We start from the raw sequence: 21,003 nt of genomic DNA on the forward strand, positions 1-21,003 counted from the left end.
CCAACGTGGCGGTCGGTGGGTAAGCCCACCGCCGCCTTCGCTGCTAAAGCAGCTTCCCACAGCGGCTTGGTAGTGCCTTCCGTGGGAAGCGGCCTTGGCCGCGAATGGAGCGTGCCTGTGAATTCCGGGACACCACTGATCCACGAACCGCGAGGGGCTCAGGGTCGTTCCGCCAGCGCCTCCGTGTCTGCCCGTTGCGTCGGCCGCCAGCGCTCCAGGAACATCGCCATGGGCGCGGCGATGTACATGGAAGAGGTGGTGCCGACAACAATGCCGAACAGCACCGGCAGGGCGAAGCTGGCCACCGCGCCGCCACCCAGCAACCCCATCGGCAGCAGGGCCAGGAAGGTGGTGGCGGAGGTGAACAAAGTGCGGGTCAGCACCTGGGTCAGACTGACGTTGATGAGCGTCTCCAACGGCTGATCCGGATTGAGCTTCTGGTTTTCACGGATGCGATCGAACACCACCACTTTGTCGTTCACCGAGTAACCGATCAGCGTCAGCAGGGCGGCGATGGCGGTGAGGTTGAATTCCACCCCGGTCAGCACAAAGAACCCCAGTGTCTTGCTCACGTCCAGCAGCAGAGTGATCAGTGCCGCCCAGGCGAAATGCCGTTCGAAGCGCAGCCGCAGGTAGGCGAACATGCCCGCCCCGGCCAGTAGCACCGCCAGGATGCTGGCTTCAATGAAGCCACCGCTGACCGCCGGGCCGACCATATCCACCCGTGGAAAACGGCTGCCGGCGTCCAATCGGGTGATCGCCGTCTTCGCCGTTTCCACCCTGGCGTTACCCTCGTCGCTGGCGGGCATCCGCACCAGGAAATGGCCGTCATTGGCGAACGGCTGCAACGCCGCGTCGGTGAGGCCGGCGTCCCGCAATGCCTGACGCAGAGTATTCTCCGGCAGTGACGCCGGCACCTGAACTTCCATGGCGGTGCCGCCGAGGAAATCGATGCCCTGGTTCAGTCCCGGCCAGACCAGAGCGCCAAGGGACAGTGCCGAGAGCAGCACCGACAGCACGATGCCCAACGCCTTCACGCGCATGAACTGGATCGGCCGCTGGCGTTGCCGCAGGCGCTGAAACCCGGGGATCTCCGGCAGCGCCAGCGGTTGCCGCTGCCGCCGTCGCAGCCGCCACTCCATCAGCAGCCGGGTCACCGACACCGAAGTGAACATCGACACCAGCAGACCCACCGCCATGGTCACGGCGAAGCCGCGCACCGGACCGCTGCCGAAACCGAACAGCAGCCCGACGGCGATCAGCGTGGTGATATTGGCGTCGACGATGGTGGCGAAGGCACGCTGGAAGCCGGCGCGCAGGGCCGCCATGGCGTTCTTGCCTTTCTCGGTTTCCTCGCGGATGCGTTCATTGATCAGGATATTGGCGTCCACCGCCATGCCGATGCCAAGGATCAGACCGGCGATGCCCGGCAGCGTCAGGGTGGCGCCAAAACTGGCCAGCAAGCCCAGTACCAGCAGCACGTTGATGGCCAGGGCGGTGTTGGCGATCACGCCCCAGCGGCGATAGATCGAGATCATGAACACCAGCACCAGGGCCGCGCCGAGGGCGCCGCTGATCACGCCCATGCGGATGGTGTCGCCGCCGAGTTCCGCGCCCACCGTGCGTTGCTCCACCACTTGCAACGGGGCGGGCAGGGAGCCGGCGCGTAGTAACATGGCCAGGTCACCGGCCTGCTGTGGGGTGAAGTTGCCGCTGATTTCACCGCGACCGGCGGTGATCGGAGTCCGGATCACCGGCGCGGTGATGACCTCGCCGTCCAGCACCACCGCGAAGGGCCGGCCCACGTTGTGGGTGGTAATGTCGCCGAACAGGCGGCCACCGTCGCTGTCCAGAGTGAAATTCACCACCGGCTGATGAGTACGGCTGTCGAAGCCCAGGCGGGCGTCGGCCAGCTGTCCGCCGTCCAGTAAAGGCGTGGCCTCGACCTGGTAGCGCCGGCCGTCCTCCGCTCCCGGTAGCGCCAGGGTACGATCCGGGCCGCTGCCATCGGCGACCAGGTGGAAGGTCAGGCGCGCGGTGCGGCCGAGCAGGGCGGTGATGCGTTCCGGATCGGTAACGCCGGGCAGTTGCACCAGAATGGCATCGTCGCCCTGGCGGGTGACCCGGGGTTCCACCACGCCGGTTTCATCAATGCGGCGGCGCACTACATCCAGGCTGCGTTCCACCGCATCGCTGACCACCTGTTGCGACAGACTGGAAGAAGGCCGTAACAGCAGAAACAGACCATCGTGAGTCACGGCGAGTTGGCGGCGGCCCTGATTGTCCCGGATGTCCGCGGCCAGCCGCTCGGCGGCTTCCATGGCGGCAGCCGGGCGAATGGCCAGGCGTACATGATCAGCGTCGACGACCGGGCGGCCATGTTGAATACCGTTGCGGTCCAGGCGCTGGCTCAGCTCCTGAGCGATCTTGCGGGTTTTCTCGGCCAGCAGTGGTCCCTGTTCGACTTTCAGCAGCACATGGGAGCCGCCCTGGAGGTCCAACCCCAGGGACAGGTGGTGTTGACGATACCAGTCCGGCGCCCATTGCAACGACGTCGGTGGCAGGATACTCGGCAGTGCGGCGAGCACACCAAGCAGAATGACGAGGGCATAGGCCGTCGCCCGTAAGCGAAATCGGTTCAAGTTCGTTCTCCATTAAAACCACTCTCCGCCGGGCGCGCGCCCGAAGGCGCCACCTTGTGGCGGTGTTCTTGGCGTCAGAGCATGGAGAACGCGGGTGGGGCGCGGGGAGCCTGTGGTCGGTGGTGCTCGACAGCCACCGCCAGGGGGTGGTGCGGAGGAAGCGGGCCAGGGCGGGACGATGCCGGCGGCACCGACGGCAGCCACGGTAGTAGCGCTGCGTTACCGCCGTTGTCGTGGTGATCAGCGGCGAAAGTATCGCCACGGACCTGGTAGCCGGAGGGCAGAGCCAGTTGAGCGGCACCGTCGAGGGGCCGGGTGTGCGGTCCGACTTTGGCGGTACCAGACGCCTGACCGGAATGCGGTGCGGCAAGCAGCATCAGCACCCATAGCAGATGGGCGAGCAGACTCCCTGTCGGTGCCCGACGGTGGGAGCGAAGGCTGCGTGACGACAGAGCGACCAAGTGAGGTTTCCGGCGATGGTGGATTGACGGTCAAACCGGCTTAATTAAAAACAGTAGCGCCAGCAGATGGGGGCGGCGGGTAGCGGCTTCAACGGAGGCGTTGAAAAATGGACCTTCTTGATCTTGATTTGAGATTAAAAAAAGATGCTATCTCATTGAAAATAAAGCAGTCAATATCCCGATCAACATCATCGCCAACAGCAGGGTGGCGGCCATCGACACCCCACGGGCCCACAATGTGAAGGGGCGCCCCACTGGGTCCACGCGGCCGGCCGCCATGGCATCCAAGTCCTTCCGCGCCCACCACCAGACCACCGGCCCCAACGGTGCGAACAGCAGCAGGCTGATCACCGCCAGGAGCAGCAGTGGACCGCCGCGATCCGGGATCACGCGCGTGCCGCCCGGCGTTGATCGATCCAGCGTTTGAGCACCCGCCGTATCGCGCCCCAGCGGTTGACCAGCAGCGCCAGAAAGATCATCGCGCAGCCGCTCAGTTGGGTGGCGTTCATGGTTTCGCCGAACCAGAATGCCGCCAGCAGCGCGGTCCACATTGGTTCCAGGATCATGATCACCACACCATGGCTGTGCATGGACAGGCTCTGTGCGTAGGTCTGCAGAAAGAACCGCGCGGCGGTGCCCAGGGTGGCACTGGCAACCACCCAGGCCGCGATCACCAGGCCCAGTTCGCCGGAATGGAAAGTGGGACTCCAGGGCTCCAGCAGCAGGGAGGCGGTGCCGGTGACCAGCCCCACCGTGCCCAACACCACGGAGGTCAGCGCCAGTGCCGGTACCCGTTCGCGGGTGGTGATCCGGCCACCGGCGCCGGTGATGGTGGCGTTATTGGCGGCGCGGGTGTTGAGGGTGAAAAACAACGCGAAAATCGTCGCCGAGGCGAGAAAGAACAGCTGCCCCAACTCGGCCTGGAAGCCACCGTCCAGAGATAGCAGCGCCAGCCCGCACACCGCCACCGGCAGCGCCAGCCAGGTACTCAGCGGTGGCTGCTCCTTGAACACCAGGCGCGCCATTACCGGGACCAGCACTACACCAAGACTGGTGATGAAAGCGCCTTCACCGACATGGTTGCCGTAGTGCAGTCCCATGATCCAGAAACTCATGGCGGTGCCGAACACCATGCCTACCTGGACGCTGCGCCAGTACTGATCCCGATTCATGCGGCGCAATTGCCGCTGTCCCACCAAAGCCAGAATCAGGCCGGCCAGCAGAAAACGCAGGCACATGAACAGAAGAGGCGGCATCAGCAACACCGCCTCCTTGGAGAACATCCAACTGACTGCCGCCAACAAGGTCACGCAGACCAGCAGAAGATCCGATTTGGTCGAACTGGGAAGGACCATAACTCCGCTACAAGTGTGGGGCCGCCTTGCACGGCGATGCGGATTCTAGCACGGCGGCATGGCGGCTTCACCGGCCACGGGCCGGGCCGTGGGATCGCTGGATACTTAGAGCCTGTTGACGATCTTTACGCCGCCGCGCCGGAGTTCCCTTCTCTCCTGGTGGACTCTCCACCTAAAGTAAGTGGGGCCCGGCCCTCCGGGAGTTTTCCAGCAGCAACGCGGTGGCGTAAAGATCGTGAACAGGCTCTTAGAAATAGGGGCCGGCGGCGGCGATGCTGATCACCAGCAGCCCCAGCAGCAGGTTGATGCCGACAATGCGCCGGATCTGTCCTATCTGAAAGGCGGCGTCTGCGTTGTGACGCACTGTCACCGCCTGGCGCAGACGGCGGAACGGAGCAAAGTAAACGTGGGCGAACAGCGCCATCATTACCAGGCCCAGCGCCAGCATGGTATGCACATAGGCGCCAGTGGAACCCATACCTCCATAGACACCGAACACCATCCACAGGCCAGTGATCAACAACACCGCCACGCAACCCCATACCCAGTGGAAAAAACGGTCCAGTGTGTGCAGCCACAAGCGTGGCCGGGACTCCGGATCCAGAGTGGCACCCATGGCGGGGCGCAAAGCCATGTAGGCGAAAAACATGCCGCCGACCCAAATCACCGCCGCCAGTATATGCAGCACTAAAGGCACGGCCATGGACAACACCATCGTTTTCTCTCCCAGGGATAAAAGCGGAACAATCGTCAGTATGGACGCAGGAACGAAGTGTAGCAGGAGGCGGAGAGGGCAGCACCACAATCGCTGCTCATGAACCGCTGCCTTGCAACAGGCCAGACCGATTCGCTGGCAAGCCGGCCTCCCACGGAACAATCCACGAAGCCGCTGTGGGAAGCCGGCTTGCCAGCGAATCGGCGTGCCGGCGCTCTGAAACAGCCTGCAATCGTTCCATGCTTGTACGTGTCGTGGGAACGGGGCAAGCTGCCTGAGCGCTGCCGCGCGATCCTGTTCTGCCTGCTGGACCTCGCATGTTCGACCGTACCCGTCTGTGGTTGGAAAACCGACGTTTGGCCCGTTTGCCGGTGACCCGGGAACAATGGGAGCACGCCATTGCTGATTGGGCACCAGCGCGACGTTACCAGGGGGAGCGGCGCGAGCGATTGTTCCAACAGACGCTGCGCTTCCTGCTGCGCAAGGAGTTTCGGGGCGGCGGTGATTTCCAGGTGACGCCGGCCATGCAACTGAAGATCGCCACCATGGCGGTGGTGATGATCATGGGGCTGGACCTGGACTGGTACGACGGCTGGTACACGGTGATTGTCTACGAGGACGCCTTTGTCACGCCCGGCGACGAGATGGACGAGTTCGGCATCGTTCACAGTGAGGGGAGGGTGCTGGCCGGGGAAGCCTGGGACCGGGGACCGGTGCTGCTGTCCTGGCAGGATGTGCAGGCGGCGGCGTCGGAGCCGGGCTTCAATGTGGTGCTGCACGAGATGGCGCACAAACTGGATATGCGCAATGGCGCGGCCAACGGCGCGCCGCCACTGCATCACGGCATGGACGCCCGGGTCTGGCACGACACCTTCACTCGCGCCTGGAGCGCGCTGGAAAACGCCGAGCGGGAGGGGGAGCCCTTTCTCGATCCCTACGCCCTGCAGGATCCGGGAGAGTTTTTCGCGGTCATCACGGAAAGTTTTTTCGAAACGCCGGAGCCCCTCGAACAGATCCTGCCGGAGGTCTATGGCCAGTTGACTCTGTTCTACCGGCAGGACCCGCTGCGCGGCCGCTGACCCCGTTTTACAACCCTTTACCACCGCGACCCCAGGGAATTCGCGGGCCTGTGAAATTTTTCCTCCTTTTCTATTGAACGGCCGCGCCGTTAGCCCTATCACAATATTGAAACCCCCGGGTCATTACCGGGTCACAAACCGGTCCGGTCCCGGGGCGCTCATTACAGGCGAGAGAAAGGAGTCACGCTTGAGAGTCGTCGATACCACGTTGTTTTACGCGCAGTCCAGCGGCGGGGTACACACCTATGTGGACAGCAAGCGCAAGGGACTGTTGGCCAGGGACATCGAACACAAGGTGGTGTACCCGGGGGCGGAGACAGTGCTGCAGGGTGATTTGATTCAACTGCCGGCGCTCAACCTGCCAATGGCGCCGGGTTTCCGCTTTCCCACCCGGGTCGGGCTGTGGAGTCATATTATCGCCGGCCTGCAACCGGACCTGATAGAGGCCGGCGACCCCTACACACCGGCCTGGTCGGCCCGCCAGGCAGCGCGCTTGCTGGACGTGCCGGCGGTGGCCTTTTACCACTCCGATTTGATCACGCTTCTGCACAACCGCATCAGTCCGATACTGGACGGGGCCTCCCGTGCCTACGTCAGAAAGCTTTACGACGGCTTCGATCTGGTGCTCAGCCCGTCCCGGGTGATGGCCGAACGGCTGTGGGACTGTGGTCTGCACAATGTGGAAATCCAGCCGTTGGGCGTGGACGCTCACGTTTTTCATCCCAACCGGGCCGACCCGTTGGCTCGGGCGCGTCTGGGGCTCGGCGAACACGAGCGTTTATTGGTGTTCGCCGGTCGCGGCTCCCAGGAGAAGCATCTGCCAGTGTTGTTCGATGCCATGCGGAAGCTGGGCTCCGGTTATCACCTGTTGCTGATCGGTACCGGAGCGCAGCCGGAGGCACCGGGTAACACCACGGTATTCGAGGGGTTTCTGCCGGCGACGGAAGTGGCGGCCTGGCTGGCGTCGTCGGATGTGCTGCTGCACGCCGGGGATCAGGAAACCTTCGGGCTGGTCGCGCTCGAGGCCATGGCCTCCGGAATCCCGGTGATCTGTGCCGATGGCGGTGCCTTGCCGGAAGTGGTGCCGGAGGAGTGTGGAATAAGAGTGCCGCCCCATGACGGGGAGGCCATGGCGGCGGCGGTGCGGGCCCTGTTCGGGGAACTTGACCCGGTAGCCATGGGTGAGCGAGCGCGACGCCACGTGGAGGTGGAGCACGGTTGGGACAAGGTGGTGGACAGTCTGGTGCGCCATTACCAGCGACTGGTTGGCGCCCGTCCTGAAACACGGATATCGGAGCACCATGGCCCACAAACCTGACCACCAGCCGGACAGCGCCTTTCTGCTATCGCTGCACGATGTGTGTCCGGCCACCTGGCCGGATTATCAGCCGTTGCTGCGCGCCCTTGAGCGCCACCCGCGGATTCCGCTGACTTTGCTGGTGGTGCCGGACTTCCATGGCGGCGGGGGCTTTATCGAGGACAAGCGGTTTTGTCAGGCACTGGAACAGCGCCGCCGGCGTGGTGACGAACTGGTACTGCATGGCTACTACCACCATGACGACAGTCCCCCTCCGGCGACGCCGGGGGACTGGGTGCGCCGGCGTTTGTTGACGCATGAAGGTGAGTTCGCGGCCCTGGACCGGCGAGCGGCGGCGGTGCGAATACAGCGGGGGTTGGCGATGTTTCATCAGCTCGGTTGGTGGTCCCGTGGCTTCGTGCCTCCGGGTTGGATGACCAGCGCTGGTTCACGCGCCGCCATCGCCGAAGCCGGGTTCGCTTATTGGACGGATCGGGACGGTTTCCATTATCCCGCCAGCGACCTGTTTCTGCCGACGCCAACGCTGGTGTGGTCAGCCCGATCACCATGGCGGCGCGGGCTGTTCCAGGGCGTCAATCGGATGCGCGAGTGGATGCATCATGCTTCACCGGTATTGCGCTTGGCGGTGCACCCAGTGGACATGCGCCATTCACGTTCACGGCGCGCCTGGATCGCCGCCATTGAGCGGCTGGCCGGATGTCGCCGGGCGTTGACCAAATCCCAATGGATTGACGAACTGACCGGGGAGGCCCCGTGAGGCGCCGCTGGTGGCTGTTGCTCCTGGCCCTGGGATTGGGGGCGCTGGTGCCGCTGGTGCTGGGGGGCGCGGGTGCCTTTCATGGGTTGACGCATATTCCGGCGGCCTGGTTGCTGCTGATGGTGGCGATGATCTTCCTGTGCTGGAACCTCAATGCCTGGCGATTGCGCATTATGCTGGCGGATCGCGCCGAGGGCCTGGGCCACGGCGGTGCTCTCGCCACGGTGATGGCCACTGAATGCGCGCTCAATGCCACCCCCGGCGGCAGTGGCGCGCCCTTTACGCTGGTGGCGCTATTGCGTCGTTATCAGGTGACACCGGCCACCGCCACGGCGGTGTTCGCGGTGGATCAGATCACTGACCTGGTGGTGTTTCTGGTACTGCTGCCGACGGTGGCTCTGTACGGGCTGAGCCGTTATCTGGATCTTGAGGGCTGGTGGCAACTGGCATTGCCGATGGTATTGCTGGGTCTGGCACTGCTGCTGTGTTGGGCGGTGGCGAACCGGTTCAGTGATATCCTGCGCTTCACCGACCCCTGGCTGGAACGCTGGCAGGTGCCGTTGCGGCGGCGGCGTGCCCTGGCCCGCGCGTTGCTGCGCTTTCGCCAGAGCATGGCGGAAACCCTGCGAGTGCCGCGCCGCCGTTTGATGGCGCTGTTCGGCCTGTGCCTGACGCACTGGCTGCTGCGGTATTCGGTGATCTATCTCACTGTGCTGGCATTGGGTAAGCATGTGGATTGGGTATACGGTTTTTTTGTGCAGATGATGGCGATGGGGGCGGGTTACCTGACTCTGCTACCCGGTGGCGCCGGCGGAGCGGAGGTGGCCGGTGCCGCTTTGCTGGCCCCCTGGCTGGGAACCATGACCACCGCCACGGTGTTGCTGGTGTGGCGGTTCATGACCTTTTATCTGTATCTACTGGTCGGTGGCGGCTGTCTTCTGGCACTGGCTGGCCGCGAAGCCACGGCGATGCTTGGCCACGGGGAGCGCTGATTTATGTGATTGACGTCACATTTTAATCCGTGCTCTATTCAGGGCGGGAATGACCAAAACCAAATAACAACACAATAAGGATTTCAGTATGCCAGCCACCCCCAGTGTGACGGGCCGGGCCCGTTTGTCAGGTGTGTTGCTGCTTGCCGCCAGCCTGATGATGGTGTCCGGCTGTGCCCGGCTTTTTCCCAAACCCCAATATGATCAGAACGACCCCAAACGGTTGCACCATATCGGCAGCGACCTCAACGGAGCCTATGATCCGTATTCACATCAGCAGGCCAACTTCAAATCCATGGACCGGTTCCAGGCCGAGCGTCGCGGCGCTGTCGTGGCCGGGGCGGGGAACCGTAATCTGTACGCCCGCTATCAAGCACTGCTTGATGACATTGAAGCAAAAATGCTGGAGCGAGCCCGGCAGGAAAAAGGGCGGGGCGGTGACACTCTAAAGGTGTTGTTGTTCTTCCATGGCGGCCTTAATCACCCCAGTTATAACGACGAACGCCTGGACCGTTATCTGGCGGAGATGGAGTGTGACGGTTTCTATCCACTCTATGTCAGTTGGCGCTCCGGTGCCTTTGTCTCGTTCTGGGACCGCTTCACCTCGGTGCGTAACGGTGGCGTTGCCCGTGGTCCGATGGCCCCGGTGCGAGGCACGGTTTATACCCTGAGCGACACCTTGAGCGGTCTGGTGAAATTTCCGGAAACCGGTTGGGACGTGACCGCCAACAGCATCGCCGCCGCTGACGCGAGACAGCGCGGCATGGATCGGGACCGGCCCGACTACCAGGACGATGAGGCCCTGTACTGGCCGGAGAGCGAGCCCTATTCCTTCCTGGACCAGACGCTGTATCGCACCGGGCAGGTGGTGCCGGGCGTGGTCCGTCTGGTGACCACGCCGGCGGTGCAGGGCCTGGGGACACCGGCCTGGAGCATGATGCTGCGGCGCACCAAGCATCTGACCACCATGGAAGCGGACGTGCTTGGCTACAACGAGGACTATTGTGGTGACGATTGCGCGGTGGAAGGCAATGGCGTGGTGGCGGTGCTGGCACGGCGTCTTGATGAGCTGAACCGGCGGTTACCGGCGGGTATGACCATGGAAATCACATTGGTGGGGCACAGCATGGGCGCCATCGTCGCCAACGAGTTGGTGTCCCTGTACCCGCAACTGCCGTATAAAACCATCATCCACATGGGCGCCGCCGACAGCAGCCGCAACTGGATCGACAAAACCTATCCCTGGCTGAAAGCCCACGCGGACGATCCGAAGGTGGCGTTCTATAATCTGGTTCTGCATCCCACCAGTGAAGAACGGGAAGTGCGCGGCTATTTCCTGATTCCCAACGGCAGTTTGCTGGTGTGGCTGGATGATATGCTGACGCAACCGGATCACATGCTGGATCGCCGCTCCGGCCGCTGGACCAACGCCCGTCATCTGCTGCCGTTCTACCGTGATGCCGGCAACGCCTACCTGAAAGTGTTTCCCGCCAACGACGACAGCGTGCCGCGGAATCACGGCGATTTCGGCAAGTTCCGTTATTGGCGGGAGGACTTCTATTGGGGACGGGAGCAGGAACGAGCCGGTTAAAAGCCGGGAGCGATTTTAAAGGTGATGGTCGCGGCGCGAAAACTTCCCTCCATCAGGGACGCTGGGCTGCGTTATACCTTTGCGGGAACGTCGTGAAGCAGGGTCCCGCAAAGGTATAACGCAGCCCAGCTTCGAGGTGACGGGCAAGCATTGGTGTTCTTAACAAGCCTCTCAGCGGCGACGATGGAAGAGATGGAGCGATCTCCTCATTCCGCAAGGTTCGTCGTGCTTGGGACCCCAGATGTTGGGATTCACTCGAAGCGGATCTGTACGGGGGGCTTCCGGGACCCTGTTTGACAGGGACGTCAAACCGGGAGCCTACAAGGATGTATTCACGGCGTTCCCGGAAGCCCCCCGTACAGATCCGCGTCTCTGATGGAGGGCAATCCCATTTTGCTCTGATATCACGGCGAATAAAAAAAACGGTCCCATGCCGTTTCACATGGGACCGCCATAAAAAGCACCGCGGGGGAGCCGCGGTGTTGTTCTCCGTCAAAGTCGGTAAAGAAAGGTCGGGCCGGGGAATTCCTGGCCTTCGTCCTTGCCAATTTCGGCGGCCACCAATTGGTTGGTTTTTTCGTTCATGGCCATCAGCAGAGGCTTTACCTTCTCCGGGTCGGCCGCGAGATTGTTGAGCTCATCCGGATCGGTATGAGTGTCATACAACTCCAGATCGTTATGCGCTCGCAGCGTTTCCCAGTCCGTCGGCGTGTGATGGCTGTCGGGACTGAAATAGCGCGCGAACTTATAGCGGCCGTCGTGCACCCCCCTATGAAGGCCCCGATTACCCAATTCGGGGCCCAGGCGCAGTTGCTTGAAAAAGTCGGCGAGCATGGCCATGGGGGTGATCTCATCCCCTTCTTTGGCCAGCCGCCGGGTGGCTTCCGGATCGGTATAAAGCAGCACGCCATAGGCGAACAGCACGCCCCGATCGTCTCGTTCGGTGGTTTTGCCGTTGAGCGCCGGGCTCAGGTCCACTCCCGGCGTATCGCTCTTGTGTTTGCCCGCGCTGGCGAGCCCCACCAGGGTGGGCAGCAGATCCACGGTGCTGCCGAGATTGTCCACCCGGCGTCCGCCCCGCACATCCGGATGACGGATGATCAGGGGAACGCGGCTGTTCTCCTTGTAGATCAACGGGCCCTTTTGGCGCAGTCCCTGGGCGCCGGCCATTTCGCCGTGGTCAGCGGTATAGACGATGATGGTGTTGTCCCATTGGCCACTGACCTTAAGGGCCCGCAGTACGTGTTCCACCTGGCGGGACACATCACGGATGCAGTTGAAGTAGTAGCTTTGGTTGGCGCGCCAGGCGGCCTCGTCCTGTTTATCGATGCGGCCATAAATGGCGTCGAGGACCTGGGCGTAGGAGCGGTGGCACCAGGGCTTGTCCATCAGGTTGGCGTGATGGAAGGAACGCGGCAGCGGAATATGGCGCCAGTCCGCCTCGTATACAGGGTCGTTGGGCGGCGGCCGCAGCGGTGCCATGAAGTCCGGATTGACTCGTGATTGTTCCTGTCGCGCGCCGCTGGAGAAGAACATGATGTCGTGGGGATTGACGAAGTTCACCGCCAGCATCCATGGCTTGTCCAACTGGTGGCTGCGCCGGGCCAGCCAGTGGCTGGCCAGATAACCCTGCCATACCGAGCCGTGCACATCGCCGGTTAGGTTGTAGTCATGAAAGCCATGTTCCTCCAGGGCCTTGTCGCGGCTGGGGTAGCTGCCATAGAGCAAACCCGGGCCGTCCTCGATGTCGGATAAATGCCACTTGCCCTTGTAGGCGGTGTGATAGCCCATTTCCTGAAAGAAGTGGCCAACCGTGGGCAGGTCCGGATTCAGCGTGGGGAACGGCGGCGCATGCAGGTTGGCGGTCATGCCGGTGCGCATGGTGTGCTGCCCGGTGTACATCACCGAACGTGACGGAGAACACGGCGAGGTGTTCACATGATATTGGTTGAAGCCCACGCCCTCGGCGAGCAGGGTCCGATGCGCCGGCAGATCCAGCTCCGCCGGCAGATCCATCCAGGAGCGTTCCTGGTCCGATACCAGCAGCAGTACATTAAGCGGCCGGTCACCGCCGGTCGGCGAGGGAGCGCGGGCGCCGGCGGGGCGGCTGACTCCCAGCGCGGCGGCCCCCAAGGCCAGGTGTTTGAGAACGGTGCGCCGATCCGGTCCGGTCATGATGTGCCCTGTTATTGGTTATTGGATGACCGGAGTATGCCGGGATCATTGATAAACAGGGTGAATAAATCCATTCTTGTTATTTATGAATCTTCCAAGATGGCCGGATAACAATAAGGAGAACGACGATGTGGCCCCTGCAACAGCTGGTTCAATTCCGGGCGGTGTACGAGCACGACAGCCTGTCGGCGGCGGCGCGTGCCCTGGGGATGTCACAACCGGCCCTGAGCCACAGTCTCGGTAAGCTGGAAGCGCGTCTCGGCGGTGCTCTGTTCCAACGACACACGCGCTCCCTGCGCCCCACCGACCTGGCCCGGGCGTTGTACAAGCAGGCGGGCAGGGTGCTCGACGAAGTGGCCGGCCTGGATCTGCTGGTGACCCGTTTCCACGAAGGACGCAGTGGCGTGGTGCGGATCGGTTGCGGGCCCTTCGCGCCGGACATTCTGGGGCAGAGTCTGGCGGGACCGTTACGTCGTGAGGGCAGTAGTATCCGGCTGGACCTGCATGCGGATCAGTTTGATGCCTTGCAGGAAGGCCTTTATGCCTACCGGTACGACTTCCTGGTCTATGATCGCCCGCAACTGGAGACCCTGGCGGATCAGGCCGACACCGTGGTTCAGCCGTTACGTCATTTGCCGTTGAGGGCGGTGGCGCCGGCGGCCTGGGTTCGCGAGCAGAAAGCGCCGGTCACCGAGGATCCGGTCGCGGCACAGGCGTTCATGGCCCGCATGCCCTGGGCATTGCCCAGGGTGCCGGTTGACTATCGTCAGCGGTTGGCGCCCTGGTTCCAGACCTTGTTGGAACAACGTAAGGGCGCTGAATATCAGATGGCGGCGATCAGTTCCTGTCTGGCATTGTGCCGGGCCGGCCAGGCGGTGACGGTGGCGCCGGATTTGCTGATCGAGGCGGATATCGCCTCGGGGCATCTGGTGACCCTGCCTCTGGACACCGGTGTACGGGTGGATGTCAGTGCCTGCCGGCTGCGCTCACATCCATTGTCCGACGCGGCGGCGCGGGTCTGGCAACTGTTGGTCAAAAGCGGCGATTCTCCCTGGCGTTAGCTGTCTGCCCAGAGCTCGACTCCGGCCTCAACCGGCGGGCGGTGGACTGCGCACGATGGTGCCCTGGGCTGCCACGCACAGCTTGCGCTGCTCCCCGCGGCAATCGTAGATGTCGCAACGGACCACGGCCTGATTACGGCCGGCGTGAATCACCGAGGCCTCCGCCAGCAGGGTGTCGCCGCCGGCGGGGCGCAGGTAGTTGATCTTGAATTCCGAGGAAAACACCAAGGGTTCCAGGACCGTGCCGCCGGCGAATGCCAGCGCGTTATCGGCCAGATAGCTCAGGACGCCGCCGTGGACGAAGCCATATTGTTGACGCAGATCGTCCTTGACCCGCAGGCGCAGAACCGCTTTCTCGCGCTGGTATTCCAGTAACTCCGTTCCCAACAGGGTGCTGAAGGCTTGCTCGGCCAGGACCTGCCGGGCTTGCTGCAAAGACGCGTGCATGGAGAGAAACTCCCTGGTTTGGGGTACCGCCGGAATAGCGGCACCAGAAACAGAGTATTACTCTAGAGTTATACTCTAATGGCGTCAATCCACTCAGGTTGTGCGTTATCGTGAATCGCATTAGGGTGCTTGCCTCTCTGCACCTTCTACTTCCATTTCCCACTGCCGAGGGTTGGGAATGCCGAGTTCGGACACACGTGACAAGATCGTTGCCGCCGCGCTGGCCACTTTCGTGGAAAAAGGCGTGGCCAGTGCCACCTTGCAGGCGATTCGTGAGCGCGCGGAAGTGAGTAATGGCAGCCTGTTTCACTTCTTCGCCAACAAACAGAGCCTGTGCGAGGCGGTCTACCTGGAGGGGATCCAGGACTATCAGAACGGCTTGGCGGAACAACTGAAGCAAAGTGGCGGAGCTCGAGAGAGCGTGGCGGCGGTACTGCGTTACCACCTGGAATGGACCGAACGAAACCGGGATCGGGCCCGGTTCCTGTCCGAACGTGGCTATACCGGATGGGGCGGAGATCTGGCCCGTCAGGTGGATCAGGCCAATACCGCGCTGATGTCGACGGTGTCCGCCTGGGTACGGCGGCACGTTGCGGAAGGCACTCTCAAACCGGTGTCACCGGAGGTGGTGGTGGCCACCTTGCTGGGACCGGCCCAGTTGTTGTGTCGGGCCTGGTTGGCGTCGGACAGCGCTGCCGCCCCAACCTCGCACCTGGATGAACTGGTGGCCGTGACCTGGCGCGCGCTGTCGGCCTGAGTGGCTCGTGATTACGGCCTGGGCGTGTAGCGGATCCGAAACAGACTAATGATCGCGGCGACACCGGAGAACGTGGCGGCCATGAACAATGCCGGGGTAATGCCGTGCGCCAATTGCCCGAACACCAAAGCCGTGAGCGCCGCGCCCAGAGTCTGCCCGATCAGACGGGTGGTGCCCTGCATGCCACCGGCGCCGCCGCTGCGCTCCCGCGGCGCGGAGCCGATCATGGCGCGGTTGTTGGGCGCCTGAAACAGTCCAAAACCAATGCCGCACAACGCCATGGCGCCGAGCAGCGCCGGCAACGGCGGTTGCTCCGGCAGTAAGGCCAGCAACACCAGTCCCACCACTTTCAGCAGCAACCCCATCGAACACAGCACGCCAATCGGATAGCGATCCGCCAACCGTCCGGCGATGGGGGCGGTGACCGCCACGGCCGCGGGCCACGGGGTCATCAGTAGCCCGGTTTCCACCGCGCTGTAACCGAGTATGTCATGAAGATAAAAGGGCAGGGCGATGAACGCCGCCATCTGACTGGTGAAGGCGCAAAACGAGGTACCAATGGCCAGGGCAAACGGCGGAATACGTAGCAGATCCACCGGCAACAGCGGTGAGGATTGGGACAACTGCCGGCGGACCAGCAGGGCGATCACCACCAACGAGGCGGCCAGCGCCAGGGCCGCCAGGGTGCCGCCCATGCCGTGGGCAAGGCTGTCCACCGCCATGACCAGCAAGCCAATGCCCAGCGCATTGAGGAGCGCGCTGCCCCAGTCGAAGCGGCGTGGGGCCTGTCCGGTTTCGGGAAGATTGTGGCGGGCCAGCACGAAGGCCAGACAGCCCAGTGGGATGTTCACCGCGAACAGCCAGGACCAGGACCCCATCGACAGAATGCCGGAGGCCACCGTGGGGCCGACCGCCGAGGATAACGCCACCACCATGGCGATCAGGCCGATGCCCCGGCCCAATAAACGTGACGGATAGATAAAGCGGACCAGAGCCGCGTTGACGCTCATGACGCCGGCCGCTCCCAACCCCTGAAAAAAGCGGGCGGCGGTGAGTGTCACCAGGGAATCCGCCAGCGTGCACACCAGGGAAGCGATGGTGAACACCGCCAGCCCGGTCTGGTAGACCCGGCGGTAACCCACGATGTCGCCGAGCGAGGACAGCGGCAGCAGCGTGGTGGCGACGGCGAGCAGATAGGCATTGACGATCCACACCGATTGCGACGGACTGATCTCCAGATCCCGGGCAATGGAAGGCAGAGCCACGTTGACGATGTTGCTGTCCAGCACCGCCAGACCGACGCTGACCACGATGGCGAACATGGCCCAGCGCCGTTGCTCGGTGGGCAGGCCGTCCTGGTCCGGGCGGCGTTGGCCCGATGTACTGTCAGGCAAGAAAAAAGCTCCTGGCGCAAGCGTTCAAAAGATCAAAAAAATCATCATACTCCGTTGAAGGTGGGATGCCACTGGGAGCAATAATCCGTTTTCAAGGTAAATTTCCGCGGACACTTTATGAGCGGACAAAAAAAGCCCGGCGCGAAGGCCGGGCTTTTTTACAACGGGAAGGTTCCCTTTAGCTGGCTTGCGCCACCGGGATCTTCACGGTATCCGCCACTTCCTGATACTCGTCCATCTGGTCGAAGTTCAGGTAGCGGTAGATCTCATCGGACATGGAATCGATGGTATCCGCATATTCCATGTACTCCTCCACGGTCGGCAGCTTGCCCAGAATGGAAGCCACCGCCGCCAGTTCCGCGGACGCCAGATAAACATCGGCGCCTTGGCCCAGACGGTTGGGGAAGTTCCGGGTGGAGGTGGACACCGCGGTGGACTTCGGCGCGATCCGGGCCTGGTTCCCCATGCACAGGGAGCAACCCGGCATCTCGGTGCGGGCACCGGCGCTGCCGAAGATGTTGTAGTAACCCTCTTCGGTGAGCTGGCGCTGATCCATCTTGGTCGGCGGCGCGATCCACAGACGGGTCGGCATGGTGCCGCTTTCCACTTTTTGCAGCAGCTTGCCGGCGGCGCGGAAGTGACCGATGTTGGTCATGCAGGAACCGATGAACACTTCGTCGATCTTGGCGCCGGCCACGTCGGACAGGGTCTTGGCGTCGTCCGGATCGTTCGGGCAGCACAGTACCGGCTCCTTGATCTGGTCCATGTCGATCTCGATGACGGTGTGGTACTCAGCATCGGCGTCGGCACGCATCAGGCTCGGGTTGGCCAACCACTCTTCCATGCCCTGGATACGGCGCTCGATGGTACGGGCGTCGCCGTAACCGTTGGCGATCATCCACTTGAGCATGGTGATGTTGGACTTCAGGTACTCGGTCACGCTGTCTTCGGACAGGGTGATGGTACAGCCCGCGGCGGAGCGCTCGGCGGAAGCGTCGGACAGTTCGAACGCCTGTTCCACGGTGAGATCTTCCAGACCTTCGATTTCCAGGATGCGGCCGGAGAACACGTTGACCTTGCCGGCTTTGGCAACGGTCAGGTGACCTTCCTTGATGGCCTGGAGCGGAATCGCGTGGACCAGGTCACGCAGGGTGATGCCCGGCTGGCGCTTGCCCTTGAAGCGAACCAGCACCGATTCCGGCATGTCCAGCGGCATAACCCCGGTGGCGGCGGCGAACGCCACCAGACCGGAACCGGCCGGGAAAGAAATGCCCATCGGGAAACGGGTGTGGGAGTCACCGCCGGTGCCCACGGTGTCGGGCAGCAGCATGCGGTTCAGCCAGGAGTGGATGATGCCGTCGCCCGGACGCAGAGACACACCGCCACGGTTCATGATGAAGTCGGGCAGGGTGTGCTGGGTTTCCACGTCCACCGGTTTCGGGTAAGCGGCGGTATGACAGAAGGACTGCATCACCAGGTCCGCCTGGAAGCCCAGACAGGCCAGGTCTTTCAGTTCGTCACGGGTCATCGGACCGGTGGTGTCCTGGGAGCCCACGGTGGTCATCTTCGGCTCGCAGTACATGCCGGCGCGCACGCCTTCCATGCCACAGGCCTTGCCGACCATCTTCTGGGCCAGGGTGTAACCCTTGTCGGAATCACCGGGTTGCTCCGGTTTACGGAACAGTTCGGACGGTGCCAGACCGAGCGCTTCGCGAGCCTTGGTGGTCAGGCCACGACCGATGATCAGGTTGATACGGCCACCGGCGCGTACTTCGTCCAGCAGCACTTGGGAGCGCAGTTCGAACTCGGCGATCTCTTCGCCGTTTTTCTCGACCTTGCCCTCGAACGGGTAGACGTCGATCTGGTCGCCGGTTTCCATTTTGGAAACATCGCATTCAAACGGCAGGGCACCGGAATCTTCCATGGTGTTGAAGAAGATCGGAGCGATCTTGCCGCCGATGCAAACGCCGCCAGCGCGCTTGTTGGGCACATACGGGATGTCTTCACCGAAGTGCCACAGCACGGAGTTGGTGGCGGACTTACGGGAGGAACCGGTACCGACCACATCGCCCACGTAAGCAACCGGCAGGCCTTTGGCCTTCAGTTCTTCCATTTGCTTGAGCGGACCGATTTCGCCGTCTTTTTCCGGGAAGATGCCTTCACGGGCATTCTTCAGCATGGCGTTGCCGTGCAGCGGGATGTCCGGGCGGCTCCAGGCGTCCTGGGCCGGGGACAGGTCGTCGGTGTTGGTTTCACCGGTGACCTTGAAGACGGTCAGAGACATTTTCTCCGCCAGGTCCGGGCGCTTGGTGAACCATTCGCCTTCGGCCCAGGACTCGATCACTTCCTTGGCTTTGGCGTTGCCGGCTTTCATTTTGTCTTCCACGTCGTGGAAGGCATCGAACACCAGCAGGGTGTGCTTGAGTTCGTTGGCGGCGATTTCCGCCAGTTCGGCGTCGTCCAGCGCTTCCACCAGGGTGGCGACGTTGTAACCGCCCTGCATGGTACCCAGCAGTTGAACGGCGCGCTTGCGGTCGATCAGGGGGGAACTGGCTTCGCCTTTGATGATCGCGGTCAGGAACGCGGCCTTGACGTATGCGGCCTGGTCCACGCCCGGCGGGACGCGGTTGACGAACAGATCCTGAATGAACTCCTCTTCGCCGGCCGGCGGGGTTTTCAGCAGTTCAACCAGTTCGGCAACTTGCTGCTCGTTCAGCGGCTTGGGCGGCACACCTTCGGCGGCGCGCTCTTCGACATGTTTGCGATAGGCGTCTAGCACAGCGTATCCCTCGTTTCGTCTTGGCCAATTTCTTTTGAAAATCAGCTGGTTAGGGTGTCTCTGGGGGTCGGAATTGCGGGCGGAGTATAGCGGAAACCCCATCATCTGTTAAGCCAAACGGGGCCTGTGGCCATTCATGGTATGAATGTTCGTAATCACTGGAAGCGCGGCTCGGAGGCCGGATCAAAGTCAAAAACCCATTCACTGCCAAGGCAGCTTCCCACAGCGGCTCCGTGGCCCCCTGTGGGAAGCTGCCTTGGCAGCGAATCGGCATGCAGGCGCATCGTGTCCTGAATTAACTGGCTGTCACTCGATTCCGGTACAGTAGAAACGCCGCCAGAGCCAGCGCCGAGACAGAGGCCAGAATCGTCCCCAGAGCCGTTACCGGCGGCAACGGCAGTGCCGAGGTGAGTGCTGTTATCGCCGCCGCGCAACTCATTTGCAGACAGCCGAGTAACGCCGAAGCCAGTCCGGCCCGGTCGGGGAAGGGATGCAGGGTAAGGGCGGTGCCGAGTGGATTGATCAACCCCATGCCGAACAGAAAGACGGCGATTGCCAGGGAGAACGGAACTAGACCCCCGGCAAGGTTGGGCAGCAGAGCGAGACCGCCGATCAGGGCGATGAGAATGCCCGCCAGCCCCACCGGAACGGTGCCGAATCGCCGGGCGAAACGAGGGGCCAGGAAACCCGCGGCAAACACCACGAACACGGTGGCGGCGAAGAACCACCCCAATTGCAAGGCACTGAGCCCGAGGTGCCCCATCAGAATCGCGGGGGCCGCGGCGAAGAAACCGTACAGGCCTCCGATCACCAGGCTCACCGCGAGGGCGGGCAGCAGAAACCGCGGATCGAACAGCAGGCGCAGGTAACCCGGCGCGGCGGCGGTCAGCGCTTTGCGGTTGCGGTGAGACGGTGGCAGGGTTTCACCGGCGCCTGACAAATAAAGAGGGATCAGGACGGCGCCAAGCACGGCCACCATCAGGAAGTTGGCACGCCAGCCCAGAGCCTGCTCCAGAGCGCCGCCCAGCAACGGCGAGAAGCCGGGGGCCGCGGCCATCGCCACCATGGTTAACGCCAGGGCGCGGGTCAGAACTTCACCGTCAAACAAATCTCGGGCGATGGCGCGGGACAGAACCGAGGCCGCGCATACTCCGAGGGCCTGAATCACCCGGCCCACGATCAATCCGTTCATATTATCAGCCCGGCTGCACCAGAGGCTGCCTGCGATGAATATCGCCAACCCCAATACCACCAGAGGGCGGCGGCCGTATCGATCAGATAACGGGCCGACCAATAGCTGGCCGACGGCGAAAGCGGCAAAAAAACTCGACAACAGCAGCCCCAGATCCCGAGCCGGCACGCCGATGTCGGTGGCCATGGAGGTAAAGGAAGGCAGAATAATATTGGTGGAAAGAGTGCCGATGGCCGCAAGGCCAGCAAGTAATATCAATAAGTTACCATTGAATTCTCGAGTAGCTTC

General features: G+C 62.7%; 17 protein-coding genes. 7 read left to right on the forward strand and 10 right to left on the reverse strand.

From position 1 onward, the window contains the following. Positions 1-158: 158 nt before the first annotated feature. The 5 genes from secD to A6D6_RS11580 form a co-directional block, all read right to left on the reverse strand. On the reverse strand, positions 159-2,642 hold the full coding sequence (gene secD / locus A6D6_RS11560; RefSeq protein ID WP_159660809.1) for a protein translocase subunit SecD: 2,484 nt from the start codon (positions 2,640-2,642) through the stop codon (positions 159-161). A gap of 74 nt (positions 2,643-2,716) precedes the next feature. Next, positions 2,717-3,103, reverse strand: a complete 387-nt coding sequence (locus A6D6_RS11565; protein ID WP_159660810.1) for a hypothetical protein — start codon at positions 3,101-3,103, stop codon at positions 2,717-2,719. Between the two features lie 147 nt (positions 3,104-3,250). Next, positions 3,251-3,493: a hypothetical protein gene (locus A6D6_RS11570; protein ID WP_133490955.1), complete on the reverse strand. Its 243-nt coding sequence runs from the start codon at positions 3,491-3,493 to the stop codon at positions 3,251-3,253. Then, entirely contained in the window at positions 3,490-4,458 is a 969-nt protein-coding gene (locus A6D6_RS11575; RefSeq protein WP_133490954.1) for a DMT family transporter, read from the reverse strand. The genes A6D6_RS11570 and A6D6_RS11575 overlap by 4 nt, the downstream gene beginning before the upstream one ends. A gap of 247 nt (positions 4,459-4,705) precedes the next feature. Further along, positions 4,706-5,161 carry a CopD family protein gene (locus A6D6_RS11580; RefSeq protein WP_133490953.1) on the reverse strand — a complete coding sequence of 152 codons (456 nt, stop codon included), beginning with the start codon at positions 5,159-5,161 and terminating at the stop codon, positions 4,706-4,708. 329 nt (positions 5,162-5,490) lie between these two features. On the opposite strand from A6D6_RS11580, the gene A6D6_RS11585 reads away from it, so the two are divergent. From A6D6_RS11585 to A6D6_RS11605, 5 genes are all read left to right on the forward strand, one after another. Then, positions 5,491-6,252, forward strand: a complete 762-nt coding sequence (locus A6D6_RS11585; RefSeq protein ID WP_159660811.1) for a M90 family metallopeptidase — start codon at positions 5,491-5,493, stop codon at positions 6,250-6,252. 187 nt (positions 6,253-6,439) lie between these two features. After that, positions 6,440-7,570, forward strand: a complete 1,131-nt coding sequence (gene gpgS / locus A6D6_RS11590; RefSeq protein WP_133490951.1) for an N-acetylglucosaminyl phosphatidylglycerol synthase — start codon at positions 6,440-6,442, stop codon at positions 7,568-7,570. Then, positions 7,554-8,327: an N-acetylglucosaminyl phosphatidylglycerol deacetylase gene (gene gpgD / locus A6D6_RS11595; protein ID WP_133490950.1), complete on the forward strand. Its 774-nt coding sequence runs from the start codon at positions 7,554-7,556 to the stop codon at positions 8,325-8,327. The genes gpgS and gpgD overlap by 17 nt, the downstream gene beginning before the upstream one ends. After that, positions 8,324-9,319 carry a glucosaminyl phosphatidylglycerol flippase gene (gene gpgF / locus A6D6_RS11600; protein WP_236564087.1) on the forward strand — a complete coding sequence of 332 codons (996 nt, stop codon included), beginning with the start codon at positions 8,324-8,326 and terminating at the stop codon, positions 9,317-9,319. Before gpgD ends, gpgF begins: the two co-directional genes overlap by 4 nt. 88 nt (positions 9,320-9,407) lie before the next feature. After that, positions 9,408-10,910 carry an alpha/beta hydrolase family protein gene (locus A6D6_RS11605; RefSeq protein WP_159660812.1) on the forward strand — a complete coding sequence of 501 codons (1,503 nt, stop codon included), beginning with the start codon at positions 9,408-9,410 and terminating at the stop codon, positions 10,908-10,910. A gap of 492 nt (positions 10,911-11,402) precedes the next feature. Here A6D6_RS11605 and A6D6_RS11610 read toward each other — a convergent pair whose 3' ends face one another. Further along, positions 11,403-13,085 carry a sulfatase family protein gene (locus A6D6_RS11610; RefSeq protein ID WP_159660813.1) on the reverse strand — a complete coding sequence of 561 codons (1,683 nt, stop codon included), beginning with the start codon at positions 13,083-13,085 and terminating at the stop codon, positions 11,403-11,405. A gap of 128 nt (positions 13,086-13,213) precedes the next feature. On the opposite strand from A6D6_RS11610, the gene A6D6_RS11615 reads away from it, so the two are divergent. Next, positions 13,214-14,146, forward strand: a complete 933-nt coding sequence (locus tag A6D6_RS11615; protein ID WP_159660814.1) for a LysR family transcriptional regulator — start codon at positions 13,214-13,216, stop codon at positions 14,144-14,146. 27 nt (positions 14,147-14,173) lie between these two features. On the opposite strand, the gene A6D6_RS11620 is transcribed toward A6D6_RS11615, so the two are convergent. Continuing rightward, a complete protein-coding gene (locus A6D6_RS11620; RefSeq protein WP_133490946.1) occupies positions 14,174-14,593 on the reverse strand; it encodes a PaaI family thioesterase in 420 nt (139 codons plus the stop codon). A gap of 178 nt (positions 14,594-14,771) precedes the next feature. Here A6D6_RS11620 and A6D6_RS11625 point away from each other — a divergent pair, with 178 nt between their 5' ends. Next, the gene (locus tag A6D6_RS11625; protein WP_133490945.1) at positions 14,772-15,350 is read left to right on the forward strand and encodes a TetR/AcrR family transcriptional regulator; all 579 of its coding nucleotides are present in this window, start codon (positions 14,772-14,774) and stop codon (positions 15,348-15,350) included. Positions 15,351-15,361: 11 nt separating this feature from the next. Here the strand turns inward: A6D6_RS11625 and A6D6_RS11630 are convergent, their stop codons facing one another. The 3 genes from A6D6_RS11630 to A6D6_RS11640 form a co-directional block, all read right to left on the reverse strand. Next, the gene (locus A6D6_RS11630; protein WP_236564088.1) at positions 15,362-16,744 is read right to left on the reverse strand and encodes an MFS transporter; all 1,383 of its coding nucleotides are present in this window, start codon (positions 16,742-16,744) and stop codon (positions 15,362-15,364) included. 178 nt (positions 16,745-16,922) lie between these two features. Beyond that, the gene (gene acnB / locus A6D6_RS11635; RefSeq protein ID WP_159660815.1) at positions 16,923-19,523 is read right to left on the reverse strand and encodes a bifunctional aconitate hydratase 2/2-methylisocitrate dehydratase; all 2,601 of its coding nucleotides are present in this window, start codon (positions 19,521-19,523) and stop codon (positions 16,923-16,925) included. A gap of 295 nt (positions 19,524-19,818) precedes the next feature. Further along, a complete protein-coding gene (locus A6D6_RS11640) occupies positions 19,819-20,973 on the reverse strand; it encodes a multidrug effflux MFS transporter (RefSeq protein ID WP_236564089.1) in 1,155 nt (384 codons plus the stop codon). Between the last annotated feature and the right edge of the window lie 30 nt (positions 20,974-21,003).

The organism is Alcanivorax xiamenensis (assembly GCF_009846745.1).
Taxonomy (GTDB): Bacteria; Pseudomonadota; Gammaproteobacteria; order Pseudomonadales; family Alcanivoracaceae; genus Alloalcanivorax; species Alloalcanivorax xiamenensis.

Coding starts and splice junctions, on each gene's coding strand:
- A6D6_RS11575 (WP_133490954.1), bottom strand. CDS start 4,458: ATGGTCCTTCCCAGTTCGACCAAATCGGATCTTCTGCTGGTCTGCGTG.
- A6D6_RS11580 (WP_133490953.1), bottom strand. CDS start 5,161: ATGGCCGTGCCTTTAGTGCTGCATATACTGGCGGCGGTGATTTGGGTC.
- A6D6_RS11585 (WP_159660811.1), top strand. CDS start 5,491: ATGTTCGACCGTACCCGTCTGTGGTTGGAAAACCGACGTTTGGCCCGT.
- gpgD (WP_133490950.1), top strand. CDS start 7,554: ATGGCCCACAAACCTGACCACCAGCCGGACAGCGCCTTTCTGCTATCG.
- A6D6_RS11605 (WP_159660812.1), top strand. CDS start 9,408: ATGCCAGCCACCCCCAGTGTGACGGGCCGGGCCCGTTTGTCAGGTGTG.
- A6D6_RS11610 (WP_159660813.1), bottom strand. CDS start 13,085: ATGACCGGACCGGATCGGCGCACCGTTCTCAAACACCTGGCCTTGGGG.
- A6D6_RS11615 (WP_159660814.1), top strand. CDS start 13,214: ATGTGGCCCCTGCAACAGCTGGTTCAATTCCGGGCGGTGTACGAGCAC.
- A6D6_RS11620 (WP_133490946.1), bottom strand. CDS start 14,593: ATGCACGCGTCTTTGCAGCAAGCCCGGCAGGTCCTGGCCGAGCAAGCC.
- A6D6_RS11625 (WP_133490945.1), top strand. CDS start 14,772: ATGCCGAGTTCGGACACACGTGACAAGATCGTTGCCGCCGCGCTGGCC.